At 71.8% G+C, this 22,547-nt stretch carries 15 protein-coding genes; 6 read left to right on the top strand and 9 right to left on the bottom strand.

Annotation, left to right across the window (positions count from 1 at the left end):
* The first annotated feature begins 101 nt into the window (after positions 1 to 101).
* Positions 102 to 3,185, top strand: a complete 3,084-nt coding sequence (locus CLT74_RS03880) for a BTAD domain-containing putative transcriptional regulator (protein ID WP_099845303.1) — start codon at positions 102 to 104, stop codon at positions 3,183 to 3,185.
* A 47-nt stretch (positions 3,186 to 3,232) separates the two neighbouring features.
* On the opposite strand, the gene CLT74_RS03875 is transcribed toward CLT74_RS03880, so the two are convergent.
* From CLT74_RS03875 to CLT74_RS03855, 5 genes are all read right to left on the bottom strand, one after another.
* Positions 3,233 to 4,213 (bottom strand): hypothetical protein, encoded by a 981-nt coding sequence (locus CLT74_RS03875; protein ID WP_099845302.1) that lies wholly within the window; start codon positions 4,211 to 4,213, stop codon positions 3,233 to 3,235.
* Positions 4,214 to 4,397: 184 nt separating this feature from the next.
* Positions 4,398 to 5,264 (bottom strand): hypothetical protein, encoded by an 867-nt coding sequence (locus tag CLT74_RS03870; RefSeq protein ID WP_143697063.1) that lies wholly within the window; start codon positions 5,262 to 5,264, stop codon positions 4,398 to 4,400.
* Positions 5,265 to 5,417: 153 nt separating this feature from the next.
* On the bottom strand, positions 5,418 to 6,263 hold the full coding sequence (locus CLT74_RS03865) for an SDR family NAD(P)-dependent oxidoreductase (protein WP_099845300.1): 846 nt from the start codon (positions 6,261 to 6,263) through the stop codon (positions 5,418 to 5,420).
* A gap of 146 nt (positions 6,264 to 6,409) precedes the next feature.
* Positions 6,410 to 6,835 (bottom strand): nucleoside deaminase, encoded by a 426-nt coding sequence (locus tag CLT74_RS03860; RefSeq protein ID WP_099845299.1) that lies wholly within the window; start codon positions 6,833 to 6,835, stop codon positions 6,410 to 6,412.
* A gap of 242 nt (positions 6,836 to 7,077) precedes the next feature.
* The gene (locus tag CLT74_RS03855; RefSeq protein ID WP_099845298.1) at positions 7,078 to 8,514 is read right to left on the bottom strand and encodes an MFS transporter; all 1,437 of its coding nucleotides are present in this window, start codon (positions 8,512 to 8,514) and stop codon (positions 7,078 to 7,080) included.
* A 126-nt stretch (positions 8,515 to 8,640) separates the two neighbouring features.
* Between CLT74_RS03855 and CLT74_RS03850 the strand changes: the two genes are divergently transcribed.
* From CLT74_RS03850 to CLT74_RS03830, 5 genes are all read left to right on the top strand, one after another.
* On the top strand, positions 8,641 to 9,264 hold the full coding sequence (locus CLT74_RS03850; RefSeq protein ID WP_099845297.1) for a TetR/AcrR family transcriptional regulator C-terminal domain-containing protein: 624 nt from the start codon (positions 8,641 to 8,643) through the stop codon (positions 9,262 to 9,264).
* 379 nt (positions 9,265 to 9,643) lie between these two features.
* A complete protein-coding gene (locus CLT74_RS03845; protein ID WP_099845296.1) occupies positions 9,644 to 10,582 on the top strand; it encodes a radical SAM protein in 939 nt (312 codons plus the stop codon).
* A gap of 68 nt (positions 10,583 to 10,650) precedes the next feature.
* The gene (locus CLT74_RS03840) at positions 10,651 to 11,649 is read left to right on the top strand and encodes a ketoacyl-ACP synthase III family protein (RefSeq protein ID WP_099845295.1); all 999 of its coding nucleotides are present in this window, start codon (positions 10,651 to 10,653) and stop codon (positions 11,647 to 11,649) included.
* Complete coding sequence (locus CLT74_RS03835) at positions 11,646 to 11,894, top strand: acyl carrier protein (RefSeq protein ID WP_099845294.1); 249 nt, start codon at positions 11,646 to 11,648, stop codon at positions 11,892 to 11,894. Before CLT74_RS03840 ends, CLT74_RS03835 begins: the two co-directional genes overlap by 4 nt.
* Positions 11,891 to 13,471, top strand: coding sequence for an AMP-binding protein (locus CLT74_RS03830; protein WP_199172088.1), 1,581 nt, complete (start codon positions 11,891 to 11,893; stop codon positions 13,469 to 13,471). Before CLT74_RS03835 ends, CLT74_RS03830 begins: the two co-directional genes overlap by 4 nt.
* A gap of 162 nt (positions 13,472 to 13,633) precedes the next feature.
* On the opposite strand, the gene CLT74_RS03825 is transcribed toward CLT74_RS03830, so the two are convergent.
* The 4 genes from CLT74_RS03825 to CLT74_RS03815 form a co-directional block, all read right to left on the bottom strand.
* Positions 13,634 to 14,749, bottom strand: a complete 1,116-nt coding sequence (locus CLT74_RS03825) for a thioester reductase domain-containing protein (RefSeq protein WP_099845293.1) — start codon at positions 14,747 to 14,749, stop codon at positions 13,634 to 13,636.
* Positions 14,746 to 20,985 (bottom strand): type I polyketide synthase, encoded by a 6,240-nt coding sequence (gene pks2 / locus CLT74_RS03820; protein ID WP_486581960.1) that lies wholly within the window; start codon positions 20,983 to 20,985, stop codon positions 14,746 to 14,748. Before pks2 ends, CLT74_RS03825 begins: the two co-directional genes overlap by 4 nt.
* A gap of 71 nt (positions 20,986 to 21,056) precedes the next feature.
* Positions 21,057 to 21,191 carry a hypothetical protein gene (locus tag CLT74_RS31130; protein ID WP_486581959.1) on the bottom strand — a complete coding sequence of 45 codons (135 nt, stop codon included), beginning with the start codon at positions 21,189 to 21,191 and terminating at the stop codon, positions 21,057 to 21,059.
* Entirely contained in the window at positions 21,184 to 22,050 is an 867-nt protein-coding gene (locus tag CLT74_RS03815) for an alpha/beta fold hydrolase (RefSeq protein WP_158240202.1), read from the bottom strand. The genes CLT74_RS31130 and CLT74_RS03815 overlap by 8 nt, the downstream gene beginning before the upstream one ends.
* Between the last annotated feature and the right edge of the window lie 497 nt (positions 22,051 to 22,547).

Raw genomic sequence — 22,547 nt, 5'->3', positions numbered from 1 at the left:
CAGGTGACCCGTATCCACGGCTGGACCCTTCGGACGGTGTTGCTGTCGGAATTGCGGGATTCGCCTTGCCCGGGCCGTGCCCGACGGGACACGCTGCCGCCATGCTGGAACAGCAGCACGGCAGACTGTGGCTGGTGGTGGCTGCCGCCGGTTACGGCAAGACCACGGCGCTGCGCCGGCTGTTCCCCGGCCCGACCGTCCGGTGGCAGCGGGAGTGCGACGTCGACGCGCTCCTCAGCGGTGAGCTTGCCGAGTTGGCCGCCGGCACGACGCAGCTCGTCCTCGACGGGTTGCCCGCCATGCCGGAACGGACCGAACAGGCGTTGCTGCACGCGATCACCGGCCTGCCCGACGGCGTACGCCTGGCGCTGTCGTCGCGATGGCCGGTGGGTTGTGCGGCATCGTCGTGGTTGACCCGGATGGCGCCCACGCAGCTCCGCCCGGCCGAGCTGAGCCTCACCACCGACCAGGTCGACGAGGTGCTCACCGCCGAGTACGGGCTGACCGCACCCGCCCTGGCGCAGCGGGTGCACGAGGTCACGGCGGGATGGCCCGCACTGGTCCGGCTGGTCGCCGAGACCCTGGTCGCCCAGGGCGTACCCACCGGGCCGCTCCTGCCGGCGGTGACCGAACCCGGGGGTCTGGTGACCGGATACGTGACCGAGGAGGTGCTCGCGCCGCTGCCGGAGGACCTGCGGCGGTTGCTGCACGAGGTGGGCGATCTCGCGCCGGTGACGGCGGGCGTCTGCGCGGTCGTCGGCCATCCGGCGGCCGGGCCACAGCTCGGCCGGCTGGTGCGCACCGGACTGCTGACCAGGGTCGGCACCGATCCCGACACCGGGCCCCGGGTGGTGCCGGTGATCGCCGCGGTCGCCGGCCACGACCGGCCGCCGGTGGCGCGCCGGACGCTGCTGCGGGCAGCGGCCTGGTACCGCGACCATGGTCCGGCTCGGGCCGCCGCGTACACCTTCCGGCTCGGCGGCGACGACGCGGCGGGGGCAGCGGTGCTCGACGAGCACGGCGACCGGATGCTCGCGGCCGGACGGCCCGGCGCGATAGCAGAGTTGGTCGCCGCTCTCCCGGTGCCGCTGCGTACCCGCAGGCTGCGGCTGCTCGGCGGCGACGCGCTGCGCGCCGCCGGCGACGTCGCCGCGGCGTCCCGGGCGTACCAGGAGGTGGCGGCGGCTGAGCCGGCCTGGGAGCCGGGCATCGCCTGGCGGATGGGCCTGATCCACTACCTGCGCGGCGACCAGCCCCGAGCCCTCGCCGACTTCGCCCGGGGCGACGAGGTTGCCGGCTGCCCCACCGATCAGGCGATGCTGCTGGCGTGGACGGCGGCGGCCACCGCCCGCAGCGGAGACGCGGCGGCCGGGCTGGAGCACGCCTGGCGGGCATACCATCTCGCCACCGGGGCCGGCCGGGACAGCGCCGTGGCCGCCGCACACGTCAGCCTCGCGCTCTGCCTCGGGCTCACCGGTGACCAGGTCGGCGGCGAGGAACACTACCGACTGGCGTTGGGCATCGCCGAACGCACAGGTGACCTGGTACTGCTGGCCCGGATCCTGGTCAACCAGAGCTACCACCTCGTCGAGCAGGCCCGCTATCCGGCGGCGCTGGCGGCCGCACGCCGGGCCGCCAGCGCCGCCGAGGTGGCCGGCCACGCCAACCTGTACGCGATGGCCGCCGGCACCGAGGCCGACATGCTGGCGATGCTCGGCCGCTACGACGAGGCGGCGGCACGGTACGCCCAGGTGCTCGCCCGCCATCAGCGGATGGGCTCGCGCCGCTGCGCCGACACCTACCTGGGTCTGGCCGAGCTGCACCTGATGCGGGGCTGGCGGGAACAGGCCCGGGCCGCGTTCACCGAAGCGGTCCGGCTGGCCGACGGCAGCGACAGCCGGAAGTTGGCGGTGCGGGCGCACGCCGGGCTGGCCCGGGTACTGCTGCCCGACGACACCACGGCGGCTGCCCGACACGCCGCCGAGGCGATCCGACTGGCCAGTGACGACCTGCGGGTCCCGGCGCTGCTCGCCCAAGGCTGGGTGGCGTTGGCCGGCGGCGACACCGCGCACACCGCACGGCTCGCCGACGAAGCGCTCGACCTGGCCCGGGCCGGTGGGCTGCGGGCCGGCCTGGCCCGGGCGCTGGAGCTGCGCGCCGCCGCGGAGATCGACCCGGACCGGGCCCGCACCGCGCTGCGGGAGGCCCACGCGATCTGGGCCGACGCGTCGGCCGTGGGCGACGCGGCCCGGGCCGCGCTGGCGCTGAGCCGGTTGCCCGGCGCCACCGCCGACGACAGGTTCGCCGCGCTGCTGGCCGCCGAGCGCCTCGCCGTCGGAGGCGTCACGATCGACCAGGAGGAGCCGCCGCCGGACCGGCCGGCCACCGGCGTCGGTCGCGTCGGCGTCCTGGTCCGCACGCTGGGCCGGTTCGAGGTACGGGTGGCCGGCGCCGCGGTGCCGCCGTCAGCCTGGCAGTCGCGGCGGGCACGGGACCTGCTGCGGATCCTGGTGGTGCGCCGGGGGCGGCCGGTCCCCCGCGGCGAGCTGTGCGAGCTGCTCTGGCCGGACGACGATCCGAGCCGGACCGGGCACCGGCTCTCCGTGTTGCTGTCGATCGTGCGCGGGGTGCTCGATCCGGACCGGGTCCTCGCGTCGGACCATTACCTGGTGACCGACGCGGCAAGCGTCGCGCTGGACGTCACCCACCTGCGGGTCGACGTGATGGAGTTCCTCGCCGCGGTGACCCATGGCCGTCGGTTGCTCGACCGGGGCGCCCGGGCGGAGGCACGCACCATCCTCACGGCAACGGTCCGGGACTACCGGGCGGACGTGTTCGAGGACGAGCCGTACGCCGACTGGGCCTCAGCGCTGCGGGAACAGGCCCGGGCGGCGTACGTCGCGGCACTGCGGATGCTCGCCGACGCGCACCGGTCGGCGGGAAACGGCGGCGCCGCCGTGGACTGCCTGCTCACGTTGCTGGAAAAGGACCCGTACGACGAGCCGGCGCACCGGATGCTGGTGCGCACCCTGGTGACGGGCGGGCAGCACGGCGAGGCGCGGCGGGCGTTCACCCGCTACCGCACCGCGATGCGCGCCATCGGGGTACGGCCGCCGGACGAGATCATCCTGACTCCACCGGCCGGGACACGACAGTCGCCGGCGGCCGTACCCCGGCCGGGGTGAGAGCGGGCGACGCGCTCCTGCCGGCGTCGCCGCCCCCACCCGGCGGTTCAGTAGATGTCGTGGTCGGTGCTGTACCCGGTGACCGTCCACATCGTGTCGTCGTGGGTCAGGTACCGGGGCACCGACAGCAGCTCGTCGCCCGCCGCCGACGCCCCGGCCGGCGCGCCGCCGTCAGCGGAGCGGCCCGCCCCGGTGGCGGCCCGCTGCACCGCCGTGACCGTCGCCCGGGTCCCGTCGTCGTTGGGCATCATCGTGTCGATGAAGATGTCGGACCTGGCGATCGGGAACGGGTCGGCGGGGCCGGGCAGCACGGTGACCTCGCCACCGACGCCGGACAGCGACGGGACTTCCCACTCCCACTCGCTCTGCACCGTCACCGTCCTCGGCGAGGACGTACCAACCGGACTGGTCGCGGCGAACCGCTTGTAGCGCACTCCGACGCCGCCCCACGAGGCACGGTTGCCGTCCACACAGACCGCGTAGGCGACCGGGCTGGTGCCGATCAAGGTGAGGGCGGTGCGAACTGTCACGCTCGCGCCGTCGGCGTCAGGGACCAGCCCGGCCAGCGGCACCCCGGCGGGCAGGTCGAACCCGGTGCCGCTGAGCACCAGGTCGGCCGGACAGCTCGCGGTCCGCGACCCGGCCGGGGAGACCTGGACGACCCGCGTCCCACCGTCGTCCGACTCGCAGATGGCGGCGGCGATCACCGACCAGGGTGCCGCGTGGTCCGGGTACGCCTCGCCACGGACCACGACCGAGGTCGCGCCCGGCACCATCGCGGCCAGGCGGACTCCTCCGTTGCCGTTCCTGATCCGGCCGCCCGCGCCGATCAGCACCTCGTCCGCCCCGCACGTCGCGGTCACGCTCTTGGGCGACGTGGTGTCGAAGGCGCTCTCCGCGCGGTGCCGGTACGCGGCATGCGCCGCCCCGGGTAGGACGACGGTCGCGGCGACCGCGACCACCGCTGCCGCCGCCGCGACAGCGCACCGCGACCGGGTGATCGTACCGAATGTCGTGCCCTTGATCATGACGACGATCCTTCCTGCTGACGCTGCCGCGAACGGTTCGCGCGGCGCTACCCCGGATCATCGGCAGGCGCGTCACGGTGGCGTCATGGTGCCGCACGGCACGCCGGCGAACGGCCCCGACGCCTGGTCACGCCGACCGGCGTGACCAGGCGCTGAGCCCCCTTTCGTGACCGGGCCGGATCCGTCACGGACCCCAGCAGATCGCGTGGCTCTCCAGGTCCCACGGGGGCAGATAGGCCCCGTCCTCGAAGGCGACCGCCTGGGCGTTGTTCTGGGCGACGGTCGCCGTGACCCGGGTGAGCAGGACGTTGCCGGTGGCGGTGGCGTTGACCGTGGCGCCGACGCCGGTGGCGAGTGCCCCGGCCGGGCACCCACCGGACACCTGGCCCTTCGGGCTGACGCTGTTGGCCGCCCCGGTCAGGCTGACGAGCGTGCCGGTGAGGTTCGCCGGCAGGGTGGCGCAGATGGCGTACCCGACGAGTTCCCACGGCCCGGCGAACCCGCCAGCCGCGCCTGCGGTGACGGCCCCGGCGGTGAGCGCCGTGTTCGGCTCGATCCGCTGGTAGAACGCCTCCCCGTTGGCGGTGCGCAACTCCGCGCCGAGCCCGAGCAGGTCGGTGCCGGCCGGGCAGGCGGCCACCTGGTTCTTGATCGGGTCGGCGTTGCTACCGCTCGCCGACGTGACGCGCTGGTAGTTGGCCGGGGGCACGCCCGGCACGCAGATCGCCTGCGCCACCACGTTGTAGGCCCCCGCCACACCGCCCGGGTTGGTGTGCGCCCAGACCGTCACCGACTGGGTGGCCAGGTTCGGAATGATGTCGGTGAGCGTGACGTCGCCGCCGCCACCGTCGATGAAGCCACCGCCACCGGCGAGAAACTCGCCGGCCGGGCAGGCGGCCACGGCAGACTGGTTGGGGAAGGCGCCCGCCGCGCTGACGTTCACCACTGTCGCCTGCGCCGGCCCCGCGCCGGTGGCGACGGCCACGGCGGTGCTGGCCAGCAGCAGGCCGGCAGCACCCGAGAGCCGGGCGAGCCTGGATCGAGATCGCATCGTGCACTCCACTTCGTACCTGCCGCGAGACGTTTACGCCCCGGCGGGGCGAGCGGCAGGTAACCCACGATCCGTGGCGACCTCACGGCCGGCTCAGTGCCGCGTCAGCGTGGGACCGGTACGCCACGCCCCATGATCAGGTAGACCGCCGGCTCATCCCACCGGCGCACCGAGCAGCGCGGCCGTCCGCTCCCACAGGTGGGCCGCCAGTTGGTCGTCCCTGGCCTGCCGGTGCACCGGCCCGTTCGGCCTGAGCCGGTGGTAGTAGCCGCCGTTGGCCGTCTCCGGATCGGCCATCGTGGCCAGGTGGACAAGTGGCTCGGCACCCTCCTGGAGGGTGGACAGGCCGCCCAGCAGGCGGTACCGGACCAGCGCGGCGACAAGTGGGGCTGCCCGATTGATGTCGGTGCTGGCTATCACCCCCGGGTGGAACGCCGTGGCGGTCAGTCCACTGCCCCGCGTACGGCGGGCCAACTCGCGGGTGAACAGGATGTTCTGCCGTTTCGTCATCCCGTACCGCAGCAGCTCGGATCGTTTGCCGGCGCCTTCGAGGTCGTCGAGATCGACGCTGCCGAACCGGTGGCCTTTGCTGGAGGTGGTGATGACCCGGCTCGGCCCGCCGGTGGTCAGGCGGTCCAGCAGGAGGTTTGTGAGCAGGAACGGAGCCAGGTAGTTGACCTGGAACATCAGGTCGTGGCCGTCCTCGGTACGGCTGCGCCGGGTCAGCACGACGCCTGCGTTGTTGGCCAGCACGTCGATCCGGGGGTAACGGCTCAGGAGGGTGTCGGCGAGCCGGCGTACGTCCGACAGCCGGGCGAAGTCGGCCACCAGCGGCTCGGCGCCGACCTGGCGCGCGACGGCGGCGGTCTTCTCGGGAGACCGGCCGACCACCGCCACGGTCGCGCCCAGGCCCGCCAACCGGCGGGCAGCCTCAGCGCCGATGCCCCCGCTGGCCCCGGTGATCACGACGGTCCTACCTGCCAAGATCCGATCACCCATGGCATCCATCTCCGCGAATGAAACGATGGCCCATCGTAGGAAATCAGCAGTACGGCCGCCACACCGGCTGCCGCCGTCGGTGGTGTCGCCTCATAGCCGACGCTTCGCGTGACGTGCAGGGGTGGCTCGGGACCGTGGCCGTCGGTTCAGTAGTGGTTCTCGATCGGTCGACGGGCCTCGGCGAACAACGCAGGTCCGTCGTACCGGACCGGGGGCGGAACCGGGGTGGGCGGCTTGACGCTCTCGAACTGCTCGGCGGAGAGCGCGAACACGACCCGGCCCAGGCCGGAGCGTTCGATGGCGGTGGCGCACATGGGGCAGGGTTGGCAGCTGGTGTACATCGTGGTGCCGGCCGCCACCTCCGGGTCGAGCTGTCGGGCTGCCCAACGGGCCAGCTTCAGCTCGGGGTGAGCGGTGATGTCGGACTCGGAGACCACCGTGTTGTGATCGGAGATCAGCACCTCACCCTCGGGGCCGACAAGCAGCGAGCCGAACGGGCGTTCGCCGGCCGCGCCGGCCCGGTCGGCGATGTCGATCGCCTGCCGGAGGAACGCTTCGTCGTCGGGATCCATCGGTCCTCCGTGGGTTGCTGTTCGAGGCAGGCTCGCCCGGGGCCACTCCGGCCACGTCGCCCCTCGCGAATGCTACGGAGTCGAAGGACGACGGACATGTCATGGACCCTGCCGAGGGCGTGACCTGGTCCGCCGGCCGCTGCTGCCCGGCGACGGCCCAGCCCTGGTGCTGCTCACCTGCCGGCGCTGGCTGCCGCAGGTAGCGCGCCCGCGTCCGCCCCTCGGCCGGCTGGCACCCGGTGTCAGGACTGTCGCCCGGACCTCGGCAGGGCCAGTGCCACGAGGGTGGCCGCCAGCATCACGCCGGCGTTGACCAGGAAGGCGGCGTGGAATCCGTCCACGATGGCCTCGACCGGCGTCGCGTCAGGCAGGGCCCGCTCGGTCGTCGTCGTGGCGATGGTGACCAGGACGGCCAGGCCGACCGCCCCGCCGATCTGGCGTGAGGTGTTCAGCAGGCCGGACGCGGCACCGTCATCACCGGGTGCCACACCGGTGGTGCTGGTTACCGTCGCCGCGGGCAGCAGCAGGCTCATGCCGAGACCGGTCACCAGGGTCGGGCCCAGGACGTGGGTCAGGTAGGCCGGCTCGGCCGGCATCCCGGTCATCCAGAGGAGGCCCAGGGTCGTGACGAGACCGCCGGCGAGCAGGAGCGGGCGGGTGCCGACCCTGGGCAGGAGCTGGCGGGCGCCGAGACCACCAGCGATCACGATGGCGGACATCGGGAGCAGCGAGAGGCCCGTGGTGAACGGGTCGTAGTCGAGCGCCTCCTGGAAATACAGGGAGAGCAGGACCATGCCGGCCGTCATCGTGACACCCATGCAGAAGATCAGGAAGTTTCCGATGCTGACGGTGCGGAGGCGGAAGATGGTCAGCGGGATCAGCGGATGACGACTCTTCGCCTCCACGGCCACGAAGCTGATCAGGAGCACGGCGGCGGCGACCAGGGCGACCAGCACGTTCGTCTCGGTCCAGCCGTCGGTGGCGACCTCGGAGAAGCCGTAGGTCAGGGCACCGATGCCGAGGGTGGCGGTGAGCGCGCCCGGGAGATCCAGGCGGCGACGCTCGCCGGTGTCGCGGTCAGGCAGCAGCCAGAGCAGGCCGGCGACGAGCAGGATGAGACCGGGCGGGACGTTCACGAACATGACCCAGTGCCAGCTCAGGCCTCCGGTCAGGACGCCGCCGAGGATGAGCCCGGCGACGCTGGAGAGGGCGCCCATCAGGCTCCACAGAGTGACGGCTCGCTCGCGACGGTCCTCGTCGCTGTGGCTGGCGGTGATCAGGTTGAGGCTGGTGGGTGACAGGGCCGCCGCGCCCAGGCCCTGGAAGACGCGGGCCACCAGGAGCATCCAGGGGCTGGTGGCGAGACCGCCGGCGAGGCTGGCCAGGGTGAAGATCACCGCGCCGGCCAGGAAGACCCGCCGGTAGCCGAACAGGTCACCGGCCCGGGCCGCCAGCAGCAGGAAACCGCCGAAGGCGATGAGGTATCCACTGACCACCCACTGCTGCTGGCTGGCCGTCATGTCGAGGCTGGCACGCATGTCGGGCAGCGCGAGCGTGACGATTGTGGCGTCGAGCACGACTGTGAACTGGGCCAGGCAGGAGATCGCCACGACGACACCGAGCGGCAGGTGGGGCCGCACGACGCCGCGGGGTGCCAGGCCGGTTCGGGAGTCGAGCATGTGATCTCCTCACTGGTCCAGAATCACGCACGGGAACTGGATGAGACCGACGTTAACACCGTTCACGGTGAACGGTGTTGATGCTAGGAATGACCGCAAGTCGTTGTCAAACCAGAGGAGCGACGGGTGCTGCGCAAGGCTGACGTGGTCGACGGCGCGTTGAAGCTGCTGGACGCCGAAGGGCTCGACGGGCTGACGATGCGCCGGCTCGGCGCCGCGCTCAGTGTCCAGGGCAGCGCCCTCTACCGGCACTTCCCGAACAAGGAGGCGTTGCTCGACGCGCTGGCGGACCGGATCGTCGACGGCCTCGGCGATCCGCTGCCGGAGGCCGACTGGCGCCGGCAGCTGTACGTCCTCGGCGACCGGATGAGGTCGGCGATGCTGGCGCACCGGGACGGCGCCCGGGTGGTGGGCGGCACCTTCGCTCCCGGCCTGAACACGATGCGTGGCGCCGACCGCGCGATCACCGCACTCTGCACCGCCGGCCTGGCGCCCGCCCAGGCCGGGTGGCTCGCCTTCGCGCTCTTCTACTACGTGCTCGGACACGTGATCGAGGAGCAGGCGCTGGCCGAACTGCCGGCCGGCGACAACTGGCGTCAACGCATTGAGAAGCTCGACTCCGACATGTCGCCGCACTACTCGGCCGCGCTGGCCGCGCTCACCGGCGCCGACCCGGAGGAACGGTTCCGCTACGGCCTGCAGGTCTTCATCGACGGCGTCGTCCAACAGATCGACCGGGCCGGACGCTGAGCTCCGCGCCACCACGGATGCGAAATTCACATCCATTCATGAAGAACGTCGGTTGCGGCCCGGATTGCGGTTGGTAACCTCGGAAGCGTTCCGGCGACCCGGAAACGTTCGGCGGGATATTCGTGACCACCCGCGAAGGCAGTACCTGATCCCGTGATCTCGCAGGCGGATACCAGTCCTTGATGCGGCATGCCAAGCATTCTTTCATTGGCATCATTAGGGTAAGGGATGACCGACCATGGCTGGACTTCTCCGAGTAATCACCGAAACACAGAAGCCCCGGGTCCACAAGTACACGCAGGAGCTACTGGCACGTGCGAAAAAGCAGCACGGGGAGGATTCCGACGCCTATCGCGGGATCTACAACCAGTATTTTCGGATGCCGTCCACCGGCCCGAGCTTCGGAAACAACACGCGGCACTTCGACGCGCTCATGTCGAGCGATTTTCCGCAGGGCCTGGAGCGCCTCTACCGGCGGGTCGTCGTCATCGACATGCTCTCCGCCTGCGCCAGCGAGTGCGTGTTCTGCGTCCGTGGTCTCTACGACCCGCACACGTTGGGCACTGATCAGATCAGCGCCATCGCGGACTTCCTGAAGCGTGACGAGGACCTGCGCGAGATCCTGATCACCGGCGGAGACCCGCTGATCTCGCCGCGCAAGCTCAACGAACTGCTCTCCGCGGTGGCCACCAGCGCGGAGAACATCATCACCGTCCGGATGGGCACCCGACTGCCGGTGCAGAACCCGGGCGCGTTCACCCCGGACACCTACCGGGTGTTCGAGGAGTTCGCCGGCCGTTTCCAGTTCGAGATCGGCGTGCAGGTCAACCATCCGTTCGAGTTGCAGCCGGAGGCGGTCGAGGTGTTCAGCGCCCTGCAGCAGCGGGGCGTGCGTCTCTACAGCCAGAACGTCCTGCTCAAGGGTGTCAACGACGCGGCCGAGACGCTTATCGAACTCTACGACCGGCAGCGGACGCTGCGGTTCATCCCGCACTACCTCTTCCACGCGGTCCCGATGGTGGGCACGGACGAGTTCCGAACGACCGTGGCGAAAGGGCTGCGGCTCGCCTCGGAAATCTCGGGCAGCGGTTATCTCAGCGGACTGGCGAAACCGATGTTCACCGTGATGACCGACATCGGAAAGGTCACCCCCTACGAGGGAAGCATCGTTGCGAAGAATGGCCGGAAACTGACACTCCGGACGTCGTACCGGCTCGAGGATCGGCTGCGTTGGAGCCCTTCCTACCGGCTGCCGGCAACGGCCACGGTCAACTCCGCCGGAACGCTCGATGTGCTCTACAACGACGGCGAGGACTGACCCGCGAATTTCGACACAAGGGGAGGCGCACAGTGCTTTGGAATGACCTTTACATCGGGTCCGTGGCGATGACTCTGGGTCGCGAGGAGACCACCGAGAGCGCCGTGGCCGACGGGCGTTACCCGGCGAAGGAGAACGAGGCGAGTGGCTTTCTCGCCACCCGGGTGGACGACGACGGACCCACTATCGACCTGGCGGTGCGAGCGGCGGAAGCGGCCGTGACCCGTGCCGGTGACCGGGCTTCACAGGTCGACCTGGTGATCCACTCCTACATCGCGCACCAGGGCCTGGACGACTTCGCACCGGCCGCGTACGTCCAGGGCCGCACCGTCCGTGGCGACGGCTTCGCCATGGAGGTGCGCCAGGCGTCGAACGGCGGCATGGCCGCCCTGGAGATGGCGGCGAGTTACCTGACCGCCCGACCGGACACCTCCGCGGCGCTGCTGACCACCGCCGACCGGTTCGTGGAGCCCGGCTACAACCGCTACGCCACCGCCTCCGGGATGCTCTTCGGCGACGGCGGCACCGCGCTGCTGCTCTGCCGGTCCTCAGGAGTCGCCCGGCTGGTGAGCAGCGCGACCATCGGTGACACCACCTACGGCGACATCCAGATCGGCGCGGAGCCGTGGAGCGACGTGAGCGGCGGGAACGGCTGGCCGGTGAACATCAACGCCCGGGTGCACGCCTACCTGGCCGAGAAGGGCCCCGAGATCTACGTCCCCATGGTGCAGGCGCTGCAGCAGAAGGAGATGCTTGTCATCGAGCAGGCGTTGGCCGAGGCCGGGTTGGAGCCCGCGGACGTCGCGTGGTGGATCTTCCCGAACCAGGGGCTGGCGCTTACCGACTGGGACGCGCGGAAGGCGTTCGGGGTGGACATCTCCCGTACCACCTGGGACTGGGGCCGCCGCTGCGGGCACCTCGGCGCGGGCGACCAGTTCGCCGGGCTGACCCACCTGCTGGAGACCCGGAAGACCAAGCCCGGCGATCGGGTCGTGCTCGCCGGCTCGGGCACCGGCTTCATGTTCAGCGCCGCGGTTCTCGAGATCACCGCGGAGCTCCCGGAGTGATCGGGCAGGCCGAGTTCATCCGCATCGTCCGCGACGAACTGCGGCTGCCGCTGGCCGATCCGGATCTGGAGCACAGCTTCGATCAGGAGGTGAACTGGCGGTCGCTGCACCGGGTGCGGCTCTTCGTGGCGATGGAGCAGCACACCGGCCGCCGACCGGAGGTCGGCACGCTCTTCGAGGAGCGCACGGTGCGCGGCATTTACACAGTTTTCGCCGAGCAGGCCGACGGTAGGCGTGACCCGTGAGCACGATCCCGGCGATGTACGAGTGGTTCAGCGCCACCGTCCGCGCCCACCCCACGCGTACCGCCCTGAGCGTGGCTGGTGCCGACTTCACGTACGCCTCGCTCGAGGCAGCCGTGGGCCGGGCCGCCGCCGCCATCGCCGGGACGGCAGGAGAACGCACCGGGGGTCCCCCGCGCCGGATCGGTGTCCTCGCCTCCCGGACGGTGGCGGCCACCTACGTCGCCTACCTGGCCAGCCTGCGTCTGGGTGACACGGTGATCTGTCTCAACACCGAGTTCCCGGCGGTCCGCAACGCGGAGATCGCCCAGCTGGCCGGGCTGGACGTGCTGGTGCACGCCGACGCTGAGCGGGAACTCGCCGCGCAGGTGCGGGCCGCCACCGGCGTCCGGCTGCTGTCGATACCGGACGACGCCGCCACCTTCACCGGTGGCGGCCCGTCCGCCGAGGCCGGCACCCCGGACGTCGATGACCTGGCGTACATCATCTTCACGTCCGGGTCGACCGGCAGCCCGAAGGGCGTGCCGATCCGGCACCGCAACTTCGCCGCCTGGGCCGGGCACTTCGTGCCGATGTTCGCCGACCGCCCCGGTGCCCGGGTCGCCCAGACGGCCGACCTGTCCTGGGACATGTCGATGATCCCGCTGTGGACCGCGTGGGCGTCCGGTGGGGCGGTGGTGGTGCCGACGAAGACGGACCTGCTCGCCCCGTCGAGGTTCATCGCCGGTCAGGGCATCACGCACTGGGTCTCGACGCCGGCGTCGGTCACCATGGCCAGATGGCTGGGCGACCTGACCACCGGCGGGCTGCCGGACCTGCGGTGGAGCATCTTCGGCGGTGAGGCGCTGACGCCCGAGCACGTGCAGGCCTGGCGGGAGGCCGCGCCGAACAGCGCGGTGGCCAACGTGTACGGCCCGAGCGAGGCGACCGTGACCTGCCTGACCCACCTGCTGCCCCACGATCCGGCCGACCGACCGGCCACGCCGAACGGCACCTTCCCGATCGGGCGGGTCTACCCCACCGTCGAGCACGTGGTGGTCGACGATGACGGCGCCGCCGCCGACGAGGGTGAACTGCTGGTCCGTGGCCCGCAGCGGTTCGACGGATACTTGGATCCCACGCACAACCGCGGCCGCTTCGTGCGGTGGGACGGTGAGATCCTCGGCACCCACGACGGTCCCGGACGACCGGACGAGCGGCACTGGTATCGCACTGGTGACCGGGTCCGGTTCGACGACGCAGTGGCGGTCTACCTGGGACGTGTCGACAACCAGGTGAAAGTGCACGGCTACCGGATCGAGCCGGGTGACATCGAGGCGGCCCTGCGGGCGCACCCTGGCCTGGAGGAGGCCGCGGTGGTGCCGTGCCCGGCCGACGACGGCATCGTGGAGCTGGCCGGGTTCTTCACCGGCGAGCCCGTCTCCGATCCGGAGCTGCGGGACTTCCTGGCGGGGCGGCTGCCCACGTACATGACCCCGCGTTTCCTGGTGCACGTGGCGAAGCTCCCGCTGAGCCTCAACGGCAAGATCGACAGGAAGGCGCTCGTGGCGCAGGCCGCCTCGCTGACGACCACGAGCTGATCCCCCCGCACCACCCACCTCAGGCGCTCCACAGCTGTGGGGCGCCTGAGGCTCGTTCTGGGGTTCTACGACAGAACCTGGACACAGTGGTCCCCGCCGGTACGGATCCCGCAAGCGGAACCAGGCCCCGCGAGATGCACGGGGCCTGGTTCCGAGGCATTCTCAGCGGGTCAGGATCGGCCGCTCCCGGACCGCCTGACTGAAGCCGTGCGCGATGAGGCGGTCGAAGAACGCGTCGTCCAGCGGCACCGACGGCGGCGCCGGCTCCGCAGCGCGCAGGGCCGCCCAGGTGTGCTCCGCGCTGATCTCCGGCATCGGATAGGCCGGCTCCAGGCCGAGCATCCGCCGCCCGATCTTCCCCATCTGGATCAGCGGTGCCACGTCCGGATGGGTGGCCCGCTCGGTCGCCCGCTCCCACCAGAGAGGGCCGGGCAGTGAGTCCAGCGGATACCCCGCCCGGCGCAGCGCGTCGAATCCGTGGGTGAGCGCCACCGGCTGCGGCTTCACCAGGTGATACGCCCGCCCGGCGGCCGACGGCCCGGCGGACAGCCGGGCCAGGTTGCCGGCGACCTGATCGACGGCGTCCATCGGCACCGCCTCAACCCGCTCGGGTACCGCCCCGACCGCGACGGCCGCCCTCAGCAGCGGCATGAGCAGGTCGGACGTGGAGGTGCCACCGGTGCCGGAATGCCCGGTCACCAGACCCGGCCGGTAGATCGTGGCCGTCACGCCACGCTCGGCGGCCCTGGCGACGACCCGTTCGGCGGCCACCTTCGATCGTGGGTACCCGAGGTGCCCGGACGTCGCCATCGACGGCGGCGTCGTCTCGTCGACCCGGGACAGTCCGGCCCGGGCCGCATCGGCGAACACCGCGATCGTGGACACGAAATGGAAGCCGACCGGCCGGCCGGCCGCCGTGGCCAGCTCCACGAGCGCCCTGGTGCCGCCGACGTTTGACGGCGCCAGATCGTGGTACGGCGCCGTCATGTGCACGGACGCGGCGCTGTGGTAGATCCGCGAGACCCGTTCGGCCAGGTCGTTCCAGACCTTCGGCGGCAGGCCGAGACCGGGACGATCCAGATCGGCCGGCACTGCGACCAGACGTTGCGGGTCGTCCACGCCGATCTCGGCCATCCGCTCCCGCAGCCGGCGATCGGCCGCCGCCGGGCCGGCGGCGCGGACCAGGCAGTAGATCACCGGGTGTGGCTGGGCGAGCAGTGCCGCGGCGAGATGCCCGCCGAGGGACCCCGTCACCCCGGTCAACAGGATCGCGGTCACCGCGCCTCCTGCTCGCCGAGCAGTTCGGCCAGGTGCTGGGCCAACGCCCGGGCCGAGTTGTTGGTGGCGATCGCCTTGGGGGCGACCCGGATACCCAGGCTGGTCTCGACCCGGGTCCGCAGCTCGAGATTGCCGAGCGAGTCCAGGCCGTAGTCGTTGAACGGCCGGCCCGGGTCGACAGTCCCGCGGACGATCGCGCCGGCCTCCCGGGCGAGGAACTTGCTCAGCCAGCCGACCCGCTCACCGGCCGGCAGTGCCCGCACTTCGCTGAGCAGCGCCGACGCCTGTGACTGCGCTGGCTGGCTGTCCTGGAACGCCGCCGCGAACGGGCTGCGGCGGGCGAGTGAGGTCAGCCACGGTGCCCGGGACTGCGGGACGTACCCGGTGAAGGTCCTGGTGTGCCGCAGCAGGGTGTCGAAGGCGCGGACCCCCTCGTCGGGCGTGATCATCGTGGTGTCACCGGATTCGCCGAGCACCGCGCCACGGCCGATCTCGGCCCAGGCACCCCAGGCGATCGCGGTCACCGACAGCCCCTGCGCACGCCGCCAGTGCGCGAAACCGTCCAGCCAGCTGTTCGCGGCGGCGTAGGCGCCCTGGCCCGGGGAGCCGAGCAGCGCGGCGGCCGACGAGAAGCAGCAGAACCAGTCCAGGTCGTCGTCGATCGTGGCGTGGTGCAGGTGCCAGGCCCCGTACGTCTTGGGCGCCCAGTCCCGGCGCACCAACTCGGCGGTGATGCTCGGCACTGTGGCGTCCTCGACCACCGCCGCGGCGTGCAGCACCCCGCGCAGGGGCAGCCCGGTGGCCCGGGCGGCGGCGGCCAGCCGTACCGCGGTGCCCGGGTCCGCGATGTCGCCGAGTTCCACCTGCACGTCGGCCCCCGCCTCGCGTAGCGCGGCGATCGCGGCGGTCGCCTCGGCGTTCGGCGCGGACCGCGAGTTCAGCACGATCCGGCCGCAGCCCGCCTCGGCGAGATGCCGGGCCAGCCGCAGGCCGAGGCCACCCAGTCCGCCGGTGACGAGGTACGCGCCGTCGGCGCGGAACGCCGGGAACCGGGCCGGCGGCACCACCACAGGCGTTCCGGGATCGACAGCCGTGGTGAGCACGAACTTGCCGGTGTGCTGGGCCGCGGCCATGGTCCGAGTCGCGGTCGCCGCCTCACTCAGCGGAAAGGCGGTGACCATCGGCGCTGGCAGCTCGCCACGGCTCATCAGCTCCGCCACCTCGCGGAGCAGCCGACCGAGCAGTCCCGGATCGACGCCGGCCATCAGCTCCAGATCGACGCTGTAGAAGGCCAGGTTGCGCCGGAACGGGGCGAGGTCCAGCCGGGAGTCGCCGTAGATGTCACGTTTGCCGATCTCGACGAACCGGCCGCCGAAGGTCAGCAGGTCCAGGCTCGCCCGCTGCGCCGCGCCGGTGAGCGAGTTCAGCACCACATCGACTCCCGCGCCTCCGGTGTCCTCGCGGATCCGGTCGGCGAACTCCAGGCTGCGGGAGTCGTAGACGTGCGTGATGCCCGTCGACCGCAGCCATTCCCGGCGGTCCTCGCTGCCGGCGGTCGCGAAGATCTCCGCGCCGATCCGGCGGGCGATGGCAACCGCGGCCTGCCCGGTGCCGCCGGTGGCCGAGTGGATCAGGACGCGCTCGCCGGGCCGTATCCGGGCCAGCTCGTGCAGGGCGTACCAGGCGGTGGCGTAGACCGCCGGGGTCGCGGCCCCCTCCTCGACGCTCAGCCCGGACGGCAGCGGGGCGGCGAGCCGGGCGTCGACAGTGACGTGACTCCCCCACGCGCCGTCGGTGACACCGACGGCGGTCATCACCCGATCGCCGATCGCGAAACCGGTGACCTCGTCGCCGACCCGGACCACGGTGCCGGCGCAGTCCACACCCAAGCCGGGGATCTCCCCCTCGTAGCTGAAGCCGTTGCCGTGCGCCACCAGCACGTCGACGAAGTTGATGCCGCCGGCGCCGATCGCGATCTCGATCTCGCCCGGGCCGGGGGTACGGCGCGGGACGACGGCCAGCTCCAGCGAGTCCAGGTCGCCCGGGTGGCGGATCTCCAGCCGGAAACCGTCGGCGTCGGGGTCGGTGACCGTCCGGTGCCGTTCCCCGGCGGCGAGCGGGGCCCGCTCGAGCCGGGCGGTGTAGTGGTGCCCGGCGCGCCAGGCGGTCTCGTCCTCGGGGCTGTCGGCGGCGAGTTCGGCGGCGAGTCCCTCGACGACTGCCTCGTCGACGTCGATCTGGGTGGCCCGGACGTCGGGGAACTCGGCGCCGATCACGCGCAGCAGGCCGCGTACCCCGGCGTGTTCGAGGTTGACCACGTCGCCGGTCATGACCTGCTGTGCGGACTGGGTGACCGCGTAGAGCCGGGGCGGTGTGCCACCGAACGCGGCGAGTTCCTGCGCGACCCCGACAACCGCCTGCACCAGGTCGCGACCGCGGGCGATGCCGTCCTCATCGGCAGGCCCGGCCGGGCGTGGGCAGAGCAGCACGACGCCACGCCAGGTGCCCTCCGGCAGGATGGGAGCTGTGCCGGAGGACGCCCACGGGCGGACTTCGGCCTTGCCGCCCTGCCCGCGCAGAGCCGTGGCGAGCTCGCCCGGCTCGCAGACTGCCACGTCCGGGGCGAGGATCAGCCACGAGTCGTCGGACCGGCTCTCGGCGGGACGCGGCGGCTCGGTGCGGTGCCAGCCGACGGTGAGCAGCCGCTCAGCCAGGATCTGCCCGGCACTCTCCTCGTCGCTGCCGCTGGTGCCCATGACCAGGCCCTCCACGGTCAGCAGCACAGCGCCGTAGCGATCGGTCAGCTGGATGTCAGCAACCACCCGGGTGCTGTCGTGGGACACCAGTCGCAGATGGCAGTACCGTGCGGCGGCGGACGGCGCCCACTGCCGGATCCGTCCCACCTCCAGCGGGACCATCAGGCCGCCGTCCGCCACCTCCTGCGCCACCGCGGGCATCGCGATCACGCACTGGAAGCAGGCGTCCAGCAGCGCCGGGTGGATACCGAAACCGTCGTTTCCGCTGCGTAGCGCGGACGGCAACTCGACCTCACCGAGCACGGTCCGGCCGTCCGGGCCCGGCAGGCGGTGGACCGTGGTGACCCCGGCGAACGCCGGTCCGGGTTGGATGCCTCGCTCACCGACGATCCGCCGCAGTTCGTCCCCCGGCAGCGGGTCGGAATGTTCGTCGAGGAGCAGGTCGATGTCGATCGGCTCGGGTTCGGCGACGTCCGCCGACGGGTGCAGCGTGGCGGAGGCCAGCCGGACCCGTTCGCCGTTGTCCGACGTGGTCGCCTCCCACCGGGCCTGGTCCGGCGCGGTCACCGTGGCGGACGCGGTGACCTCGTCATGGTCGCTGAGCAGCAGCATGCGTTCGAAGCGCAGCCCGTGCACCTCGCCGCCGCCACCGAAGACCTCGCCGGCCGCGCTGAGCGCCGCCTCGCAGTGCGCCGATCCGGGGTAGGCGGCAACGTCACCAACCCGGTGGTCGACGAGCCACGGCAGCACCGCCGTGCCCACGTCGGACTGCCACGCGTGCCGCTCCGGGCTCTCGTCGAGTCGGACATGCGCGCCGAGCAGCGGATGCACCCGTACGGTGTGTGCGGGCGGGGACTGGTCGGCCCGGACCAGCAGGTGCTGGCGTGCCCAGGTCGGCAGCGGCGCCTCGACGAGTTCACCGTCCGGATGCAGCAGCGAGAAGTCGACCCCGCCGCCGGCCGCGTGCACCTCGATCAGGCTGGTGAGCAGGCCGTGCGGGGTCTCCTGGCCGCGCCGCATACTTGGCAGGGCGGCGGCGGGCAGCCCGGACGACCGGGCGCACTGTTCCACCGCCCGGGTGAGCAGCGGGTGCGGGGACAGCTCCAGGAAGACGCGGTGGCCGTCCTCGAGCGCGGCCAGCACCGCGGCGCCGAACCGGACCGGCTGGCGCAGGTTGTCGACCCAGTAGGCGGCGTCGGGGACCGGCTGCGTGTGCGGGTCGTCCAGCGCGGTGCCGTAGACGGGCACCGTCCCGGCGGCCGGCGTGAGGTCGGCGAGGACTTCGGCCAGCTCGGCCAGGATCGGGTCGACCTGCGGCGAGTGTGAGGCGACGTCGACGGCGACCTCGCGCGCCATCACGCCCCGGCTCTCCCACGCCGCGATCAGTTCACGGACCCGGTCGGTGGCGCCACCGATCACCGTGGACTCCGGTGAGGCGACAACCGACACCACGACGTCGTCGTAGGCGGCCAGTTCCTGCTCGACGCGCTCGGCGGGTAGTTCGACGGACGCCATCGCGCCGGCACCGGCCAGTCGGGCACACAGCCGGGACCGACGGCAGATCACCTTGACGCCGTCGTCGAGGGAGAGCGCACCGGACACCACGGAGGCCGCCACCTCACCCAGCGAGTGCCCGATGACGGCGGCTGGTCGCACGCCCGCCGCACGCCAGGCCGCGGCGAGCCCGACCTGCATGGCGAAGAGCGTCGGCTGCACCCGGTCGATGCCGGTCACCGTCTCCGGGTCGGTCATCGCGGCCGTCACCGAAAAGCCCGACTCGCGCTGGACGAGCGGCTCCACCCGGGCGACCATGGCGGCGAACTCGGGCTCGGTCGCCAGGAGCGCCGCACCCATGCCGGCCCACTGCGAACCCTGGCCGGAGAAGACCCAGACCGGGCCGCGCGAGTCGTCACCGACCACCGGTGCCGGGGGCCGCTCGGCCACCTGGTCGGCCACGCCGCGCAGCGCGGCGATCAGTTCCGGCCGGTCCGCGGCGATCACGGCGGTACGGACCGCGCGGTGCTCGCGCCGCCGCGCCAGGGTGTATCCGAGGTCGGCGAGGGTGACGTCCTCGTGGACGGCCAGCCAGTCCGCGATCCGCTCGGCGGTCGGGCCCAGTTCCTCCGGCGCGCTCGCCGACAGCGGAACCAGCTGCGCGGCGGATCGCCGCGACGGGTTGTCCGCGACCGTCCGGGTCCGGGGCGCTTCCTCGACCACGGCGTGGACGTTGGTGCCGGACATGCCGAACGAGGAGACGCCCGCTCGCCGGGGCCCGGGGGCGTCCGGCCACGGCGTCGACTTCCCGGGCACGAAGAGCCGGGTGTTCAACGCGCTGATCTCGGGGTTGAGCTCTTCGAGGTGCAGCGTCCCGGGTACGACACCATGCTGCAGCGCCAGCACGGTGGCGATCAGCCCGGCGGTGCCGGCGGCCGACTCGGTGTGACCGAGGTTCGACTTGACGGAGGTCACCGCGCAGGGGCCGGTGCCCTGACCGTAGACCTCGGCCAGGGCGCGGAACTCGATCGGGTCACCGACCGGGGTGCCTGTGCCGTGCGCCTGCACCATCCCGACCTGCTCGGGGGTGATCCCGGCGTCGGCCAGCGCGGCCCGGTGCACCGCGGCCTGCGCGGCCTGCGACGGCATGGTGATGGTGTCGGTGCGACCGTCCTGGTTCGTCGCGATGCCCTTGATCACCGCCAGGATGTGGTCGCCGTCGGCCAGCGCGTCGGTGGCCCGCTTCAGGAACACCATGCCGCAGCCCTCCGCCCGGACGAAGCCGTCGGCGGACCTGTCGAAGGGCCGGCACCGGCCGCTGCGGGACAGCATGCCGAGCCCGGACGCGCCGGCCGCCGGCTCCGGGATCAGCATCAGCATGACTCCACCGGCCAGGGCCATGTCGCTCTCGCCGGAGCGGATGCTCATGCACGCCTGGTGCACCGAGGTCAGGCCCGAGGAGCAGGCGGTGTCGACGCTCAGTGACGGGCCGGCCAGGTCCAGCGCGAACGAGATGCGTCCGGAGGCCATGCTGAATGCGGTGCCGGTGAACCAGTACGGGTGGATCTTCCGCACTCCGTGGGTGACCACCGAGTAGTCACCGTGGGCGATGCCGACGAAGACGCCGGTGCGGCTGCCGGCGAGCGCGGATGGCGGTGTTCCGGATCGTTCGACCGCCTCCCAGGCGGTCTCCAGCAGGACCCGGTGCTGCGGGTCGGTGGCGAGTGCCTCCCGCTCGGCGATCTTGAAGAACTTTGCGTCGAACCCTCCGGCGTCGGTCAGGAAGCCGCCCCAGCGCGAGACTGAACGGCCCGGCACCCCCTGCTCGGCGTCGTAGTGCTCATCCGCGTCCCATCGGTCCGCGGGAATCTCGGTGATCGCGTCGCCGCCGTTCGCGATCAGGTTCCACAGACTTTCCGGGGAATCGATACCACCGGGGAACCGGCAGGCCATGCCGATCACCGCGATGTCTCCAGGATCCGCCACGGTTCCTCCTCATCAATGTGTGGTTGTCGCCTATCGGCATCTGGCAGGAGCGAGCCACCCGAGGCCCACGATCAGCTCCGCAGCACTGCGACATGTCCGGCCAGCGGCGCGGTCGAGCGCGGGACCGCTGGCCGGACGTCGTCGTCGGGTTCGGAGCCGAACTCGGCCTCCAGGCCCCGCCGGGACCCGGCGACGTCCTCAGGCACGCGATTGCACCTCGTCGACGAACTTGCGGACGATCGCCTGGAATCCCGCGGCGTCGTCGAGGAAGGGCTGGTGACCGGCGCGCGGCATGATCTCGTAGCTGCCGTTGGGGAACTGCTCGGCCAGTTCCCGGGCACCGGTCGGGCTGAGCAGCAGATCGTCGTCGCCGACCACGATCAGCGTCGGTGCCTGGACGCCGGCCGCCTGCTCCGGCTTGTGGTCGTCGACGAGTGACCGGCTCAGACCGTTTACCAGGTCTTCGAGGGTGGTGACCGCGGTGAATGCCTCGCGCAGGCCGAGGAAGCCGGGCGTGCCGAGCGCCTCGTTCATCTCGGCGCTGAACAGCTCCGGGTAGAGATGTTCGTAGAAGCCCACGATGCCGTGGCTCTCGATCGTCCGCAGCCAGGCCCGCTGCAACTGCCGCTGACGCCGCATGCCCTTGGGTCCGTAGACCGGACCGGCCAGCACCATGCCCTTGACCCGGTCCGGGTGCATCAGCGCCATGTCCCGGGCCAGCACGGTGGAGGCCGACGCCGCGATCAGGTACGTCGACTCGATTTCGAGGGCGTCGAGCAAGGCGACCAGGTCGCTGACGTGCTCGGCCCAGGTCGGTTCCTCGGCCACGTGCGAGGAGGCACCATGGTTGCACAGGTCGTAGCTGATCAGGCGATAGCTGCGCGCCAGATCCTCGGTGAACACCCGCCACAGCGGCGCGCTCATCAGGAAGTGGTTCAGCAGCGTGATCGGCGTACCCTCGCCGCGGACCTCATAGTAGAGCTCCACATCCGCCCGGGTACGGATGCGCCGGGCATCCTCCGGGTAGGAGAGGTCCAGCCGGGACAGACTCTCGAAACTCGACATCTCATCCTCTTCCTGTGACGACTCTGGACTCCGGCGGTACTGGCTCGCGCCGACTGGGACCGGCGCCGACGAGCCGCAGGTTTGCTGGGTGGCCGGCCGGCCGCGTCTCGACTCGGCCCGGTGGCCGGCGTCCCGTAGGCGCTCGGCCGCGAACAGACTGACCGCGACGCAGCCGGTCCCGCCGAGGTCGGGCACCCGGCGGCAGTCGGCCGAAGCGCCTGTCGATCTCGGCCGGCCCGCGGCGCGGCACGCCGCGTGCGACGATTCCCGGCACGGTCCGGCCGGAACAGCAGGCGGGATGAACTCGATGGTCTCCGCCACTTCTTCCCACGGCATATCCGCAGTTGCAGATTGACGCGACACCGTCCGTCTCCAGAAACAAAACCGCGAGCCGAGCAGATCGGCGCGGACCATCGCCATAACTTGTCGGTTTTCAGCGGAACAGTTCTCGACGCTACCAGCAGCCACCAGCAAGGCAACAGGTTAGATCTGCATAT

Source organism: Verrucosispora sp. CNZ293, from assembly GCF_002754655.1.
This window is presented reverse-complemented; position numbering and strand designations above follow the sequence as displayed.

Coding starts and splice junctions, on each gene's coding strand:
- CLT74_RS03880 (WP_099845303.1), top strand. CDS start 102: ATGCTGGAACAGCAGCACGGCAGACTGTGGCTGGTGGTGGCTGCCGCC.
- CLT74_RS03875 (WP_099845302.1), bottom strand. CDS start 4,213: ATGATCAAGGGCACGACATTCGGTACGATCACCCGGTCGCGGTGCGCT.
- CLT74_RS03870 (WP_143697063.1), bottom strand. CDS start 5,264: ATGCGATCTCGATCCAGGCTCGCCCGGCTCTCGGGTGCTGCCGGCCTG.
- CLT74_RS03865 (WP_099845300.1), bottom strand. CDS start 6,263: ATGGGTGATCGGATCTTGGCAGGTAGGACCGTCGTGATCACCGGGGCC.
- CLT74_RS03860 (WP_099845299.1), bottom strand. CDS start 6,835: ATGGATCCCGACGACGAAGCGTTCCTCCGGCAGGCGATCGACATCGCC.
- CLT74_RS03855 (WP_099845298.1), bottom strand. CDS start 8,514: ATGCTCGACTCCCGAACCGGCCTGGCACCCCGCGGCGTCGTGCGGCCC.
- CLT74_RS03845 (WP_099845296.1), top strand. CDS start 9,644: ATGCCGTCCACCGGCCCGAGCTTCGGAAACAACACGCGGCACTTCGAC.
- CLT74_RS03840 (WP_099845295.1), top strand. CDS start 10,651: ATGACTCTGGGTCGCGAGGAGACCACCGAGAGCGCCGTGGCCGACGGG.
- CLT74_RS03815 (WP_158240202.1), bottom strand. CDS start 22,050: ATGTCGAGTTTCGAGAGTCTGTCCCGGCTGGACCTCTCCTACCCGGAG.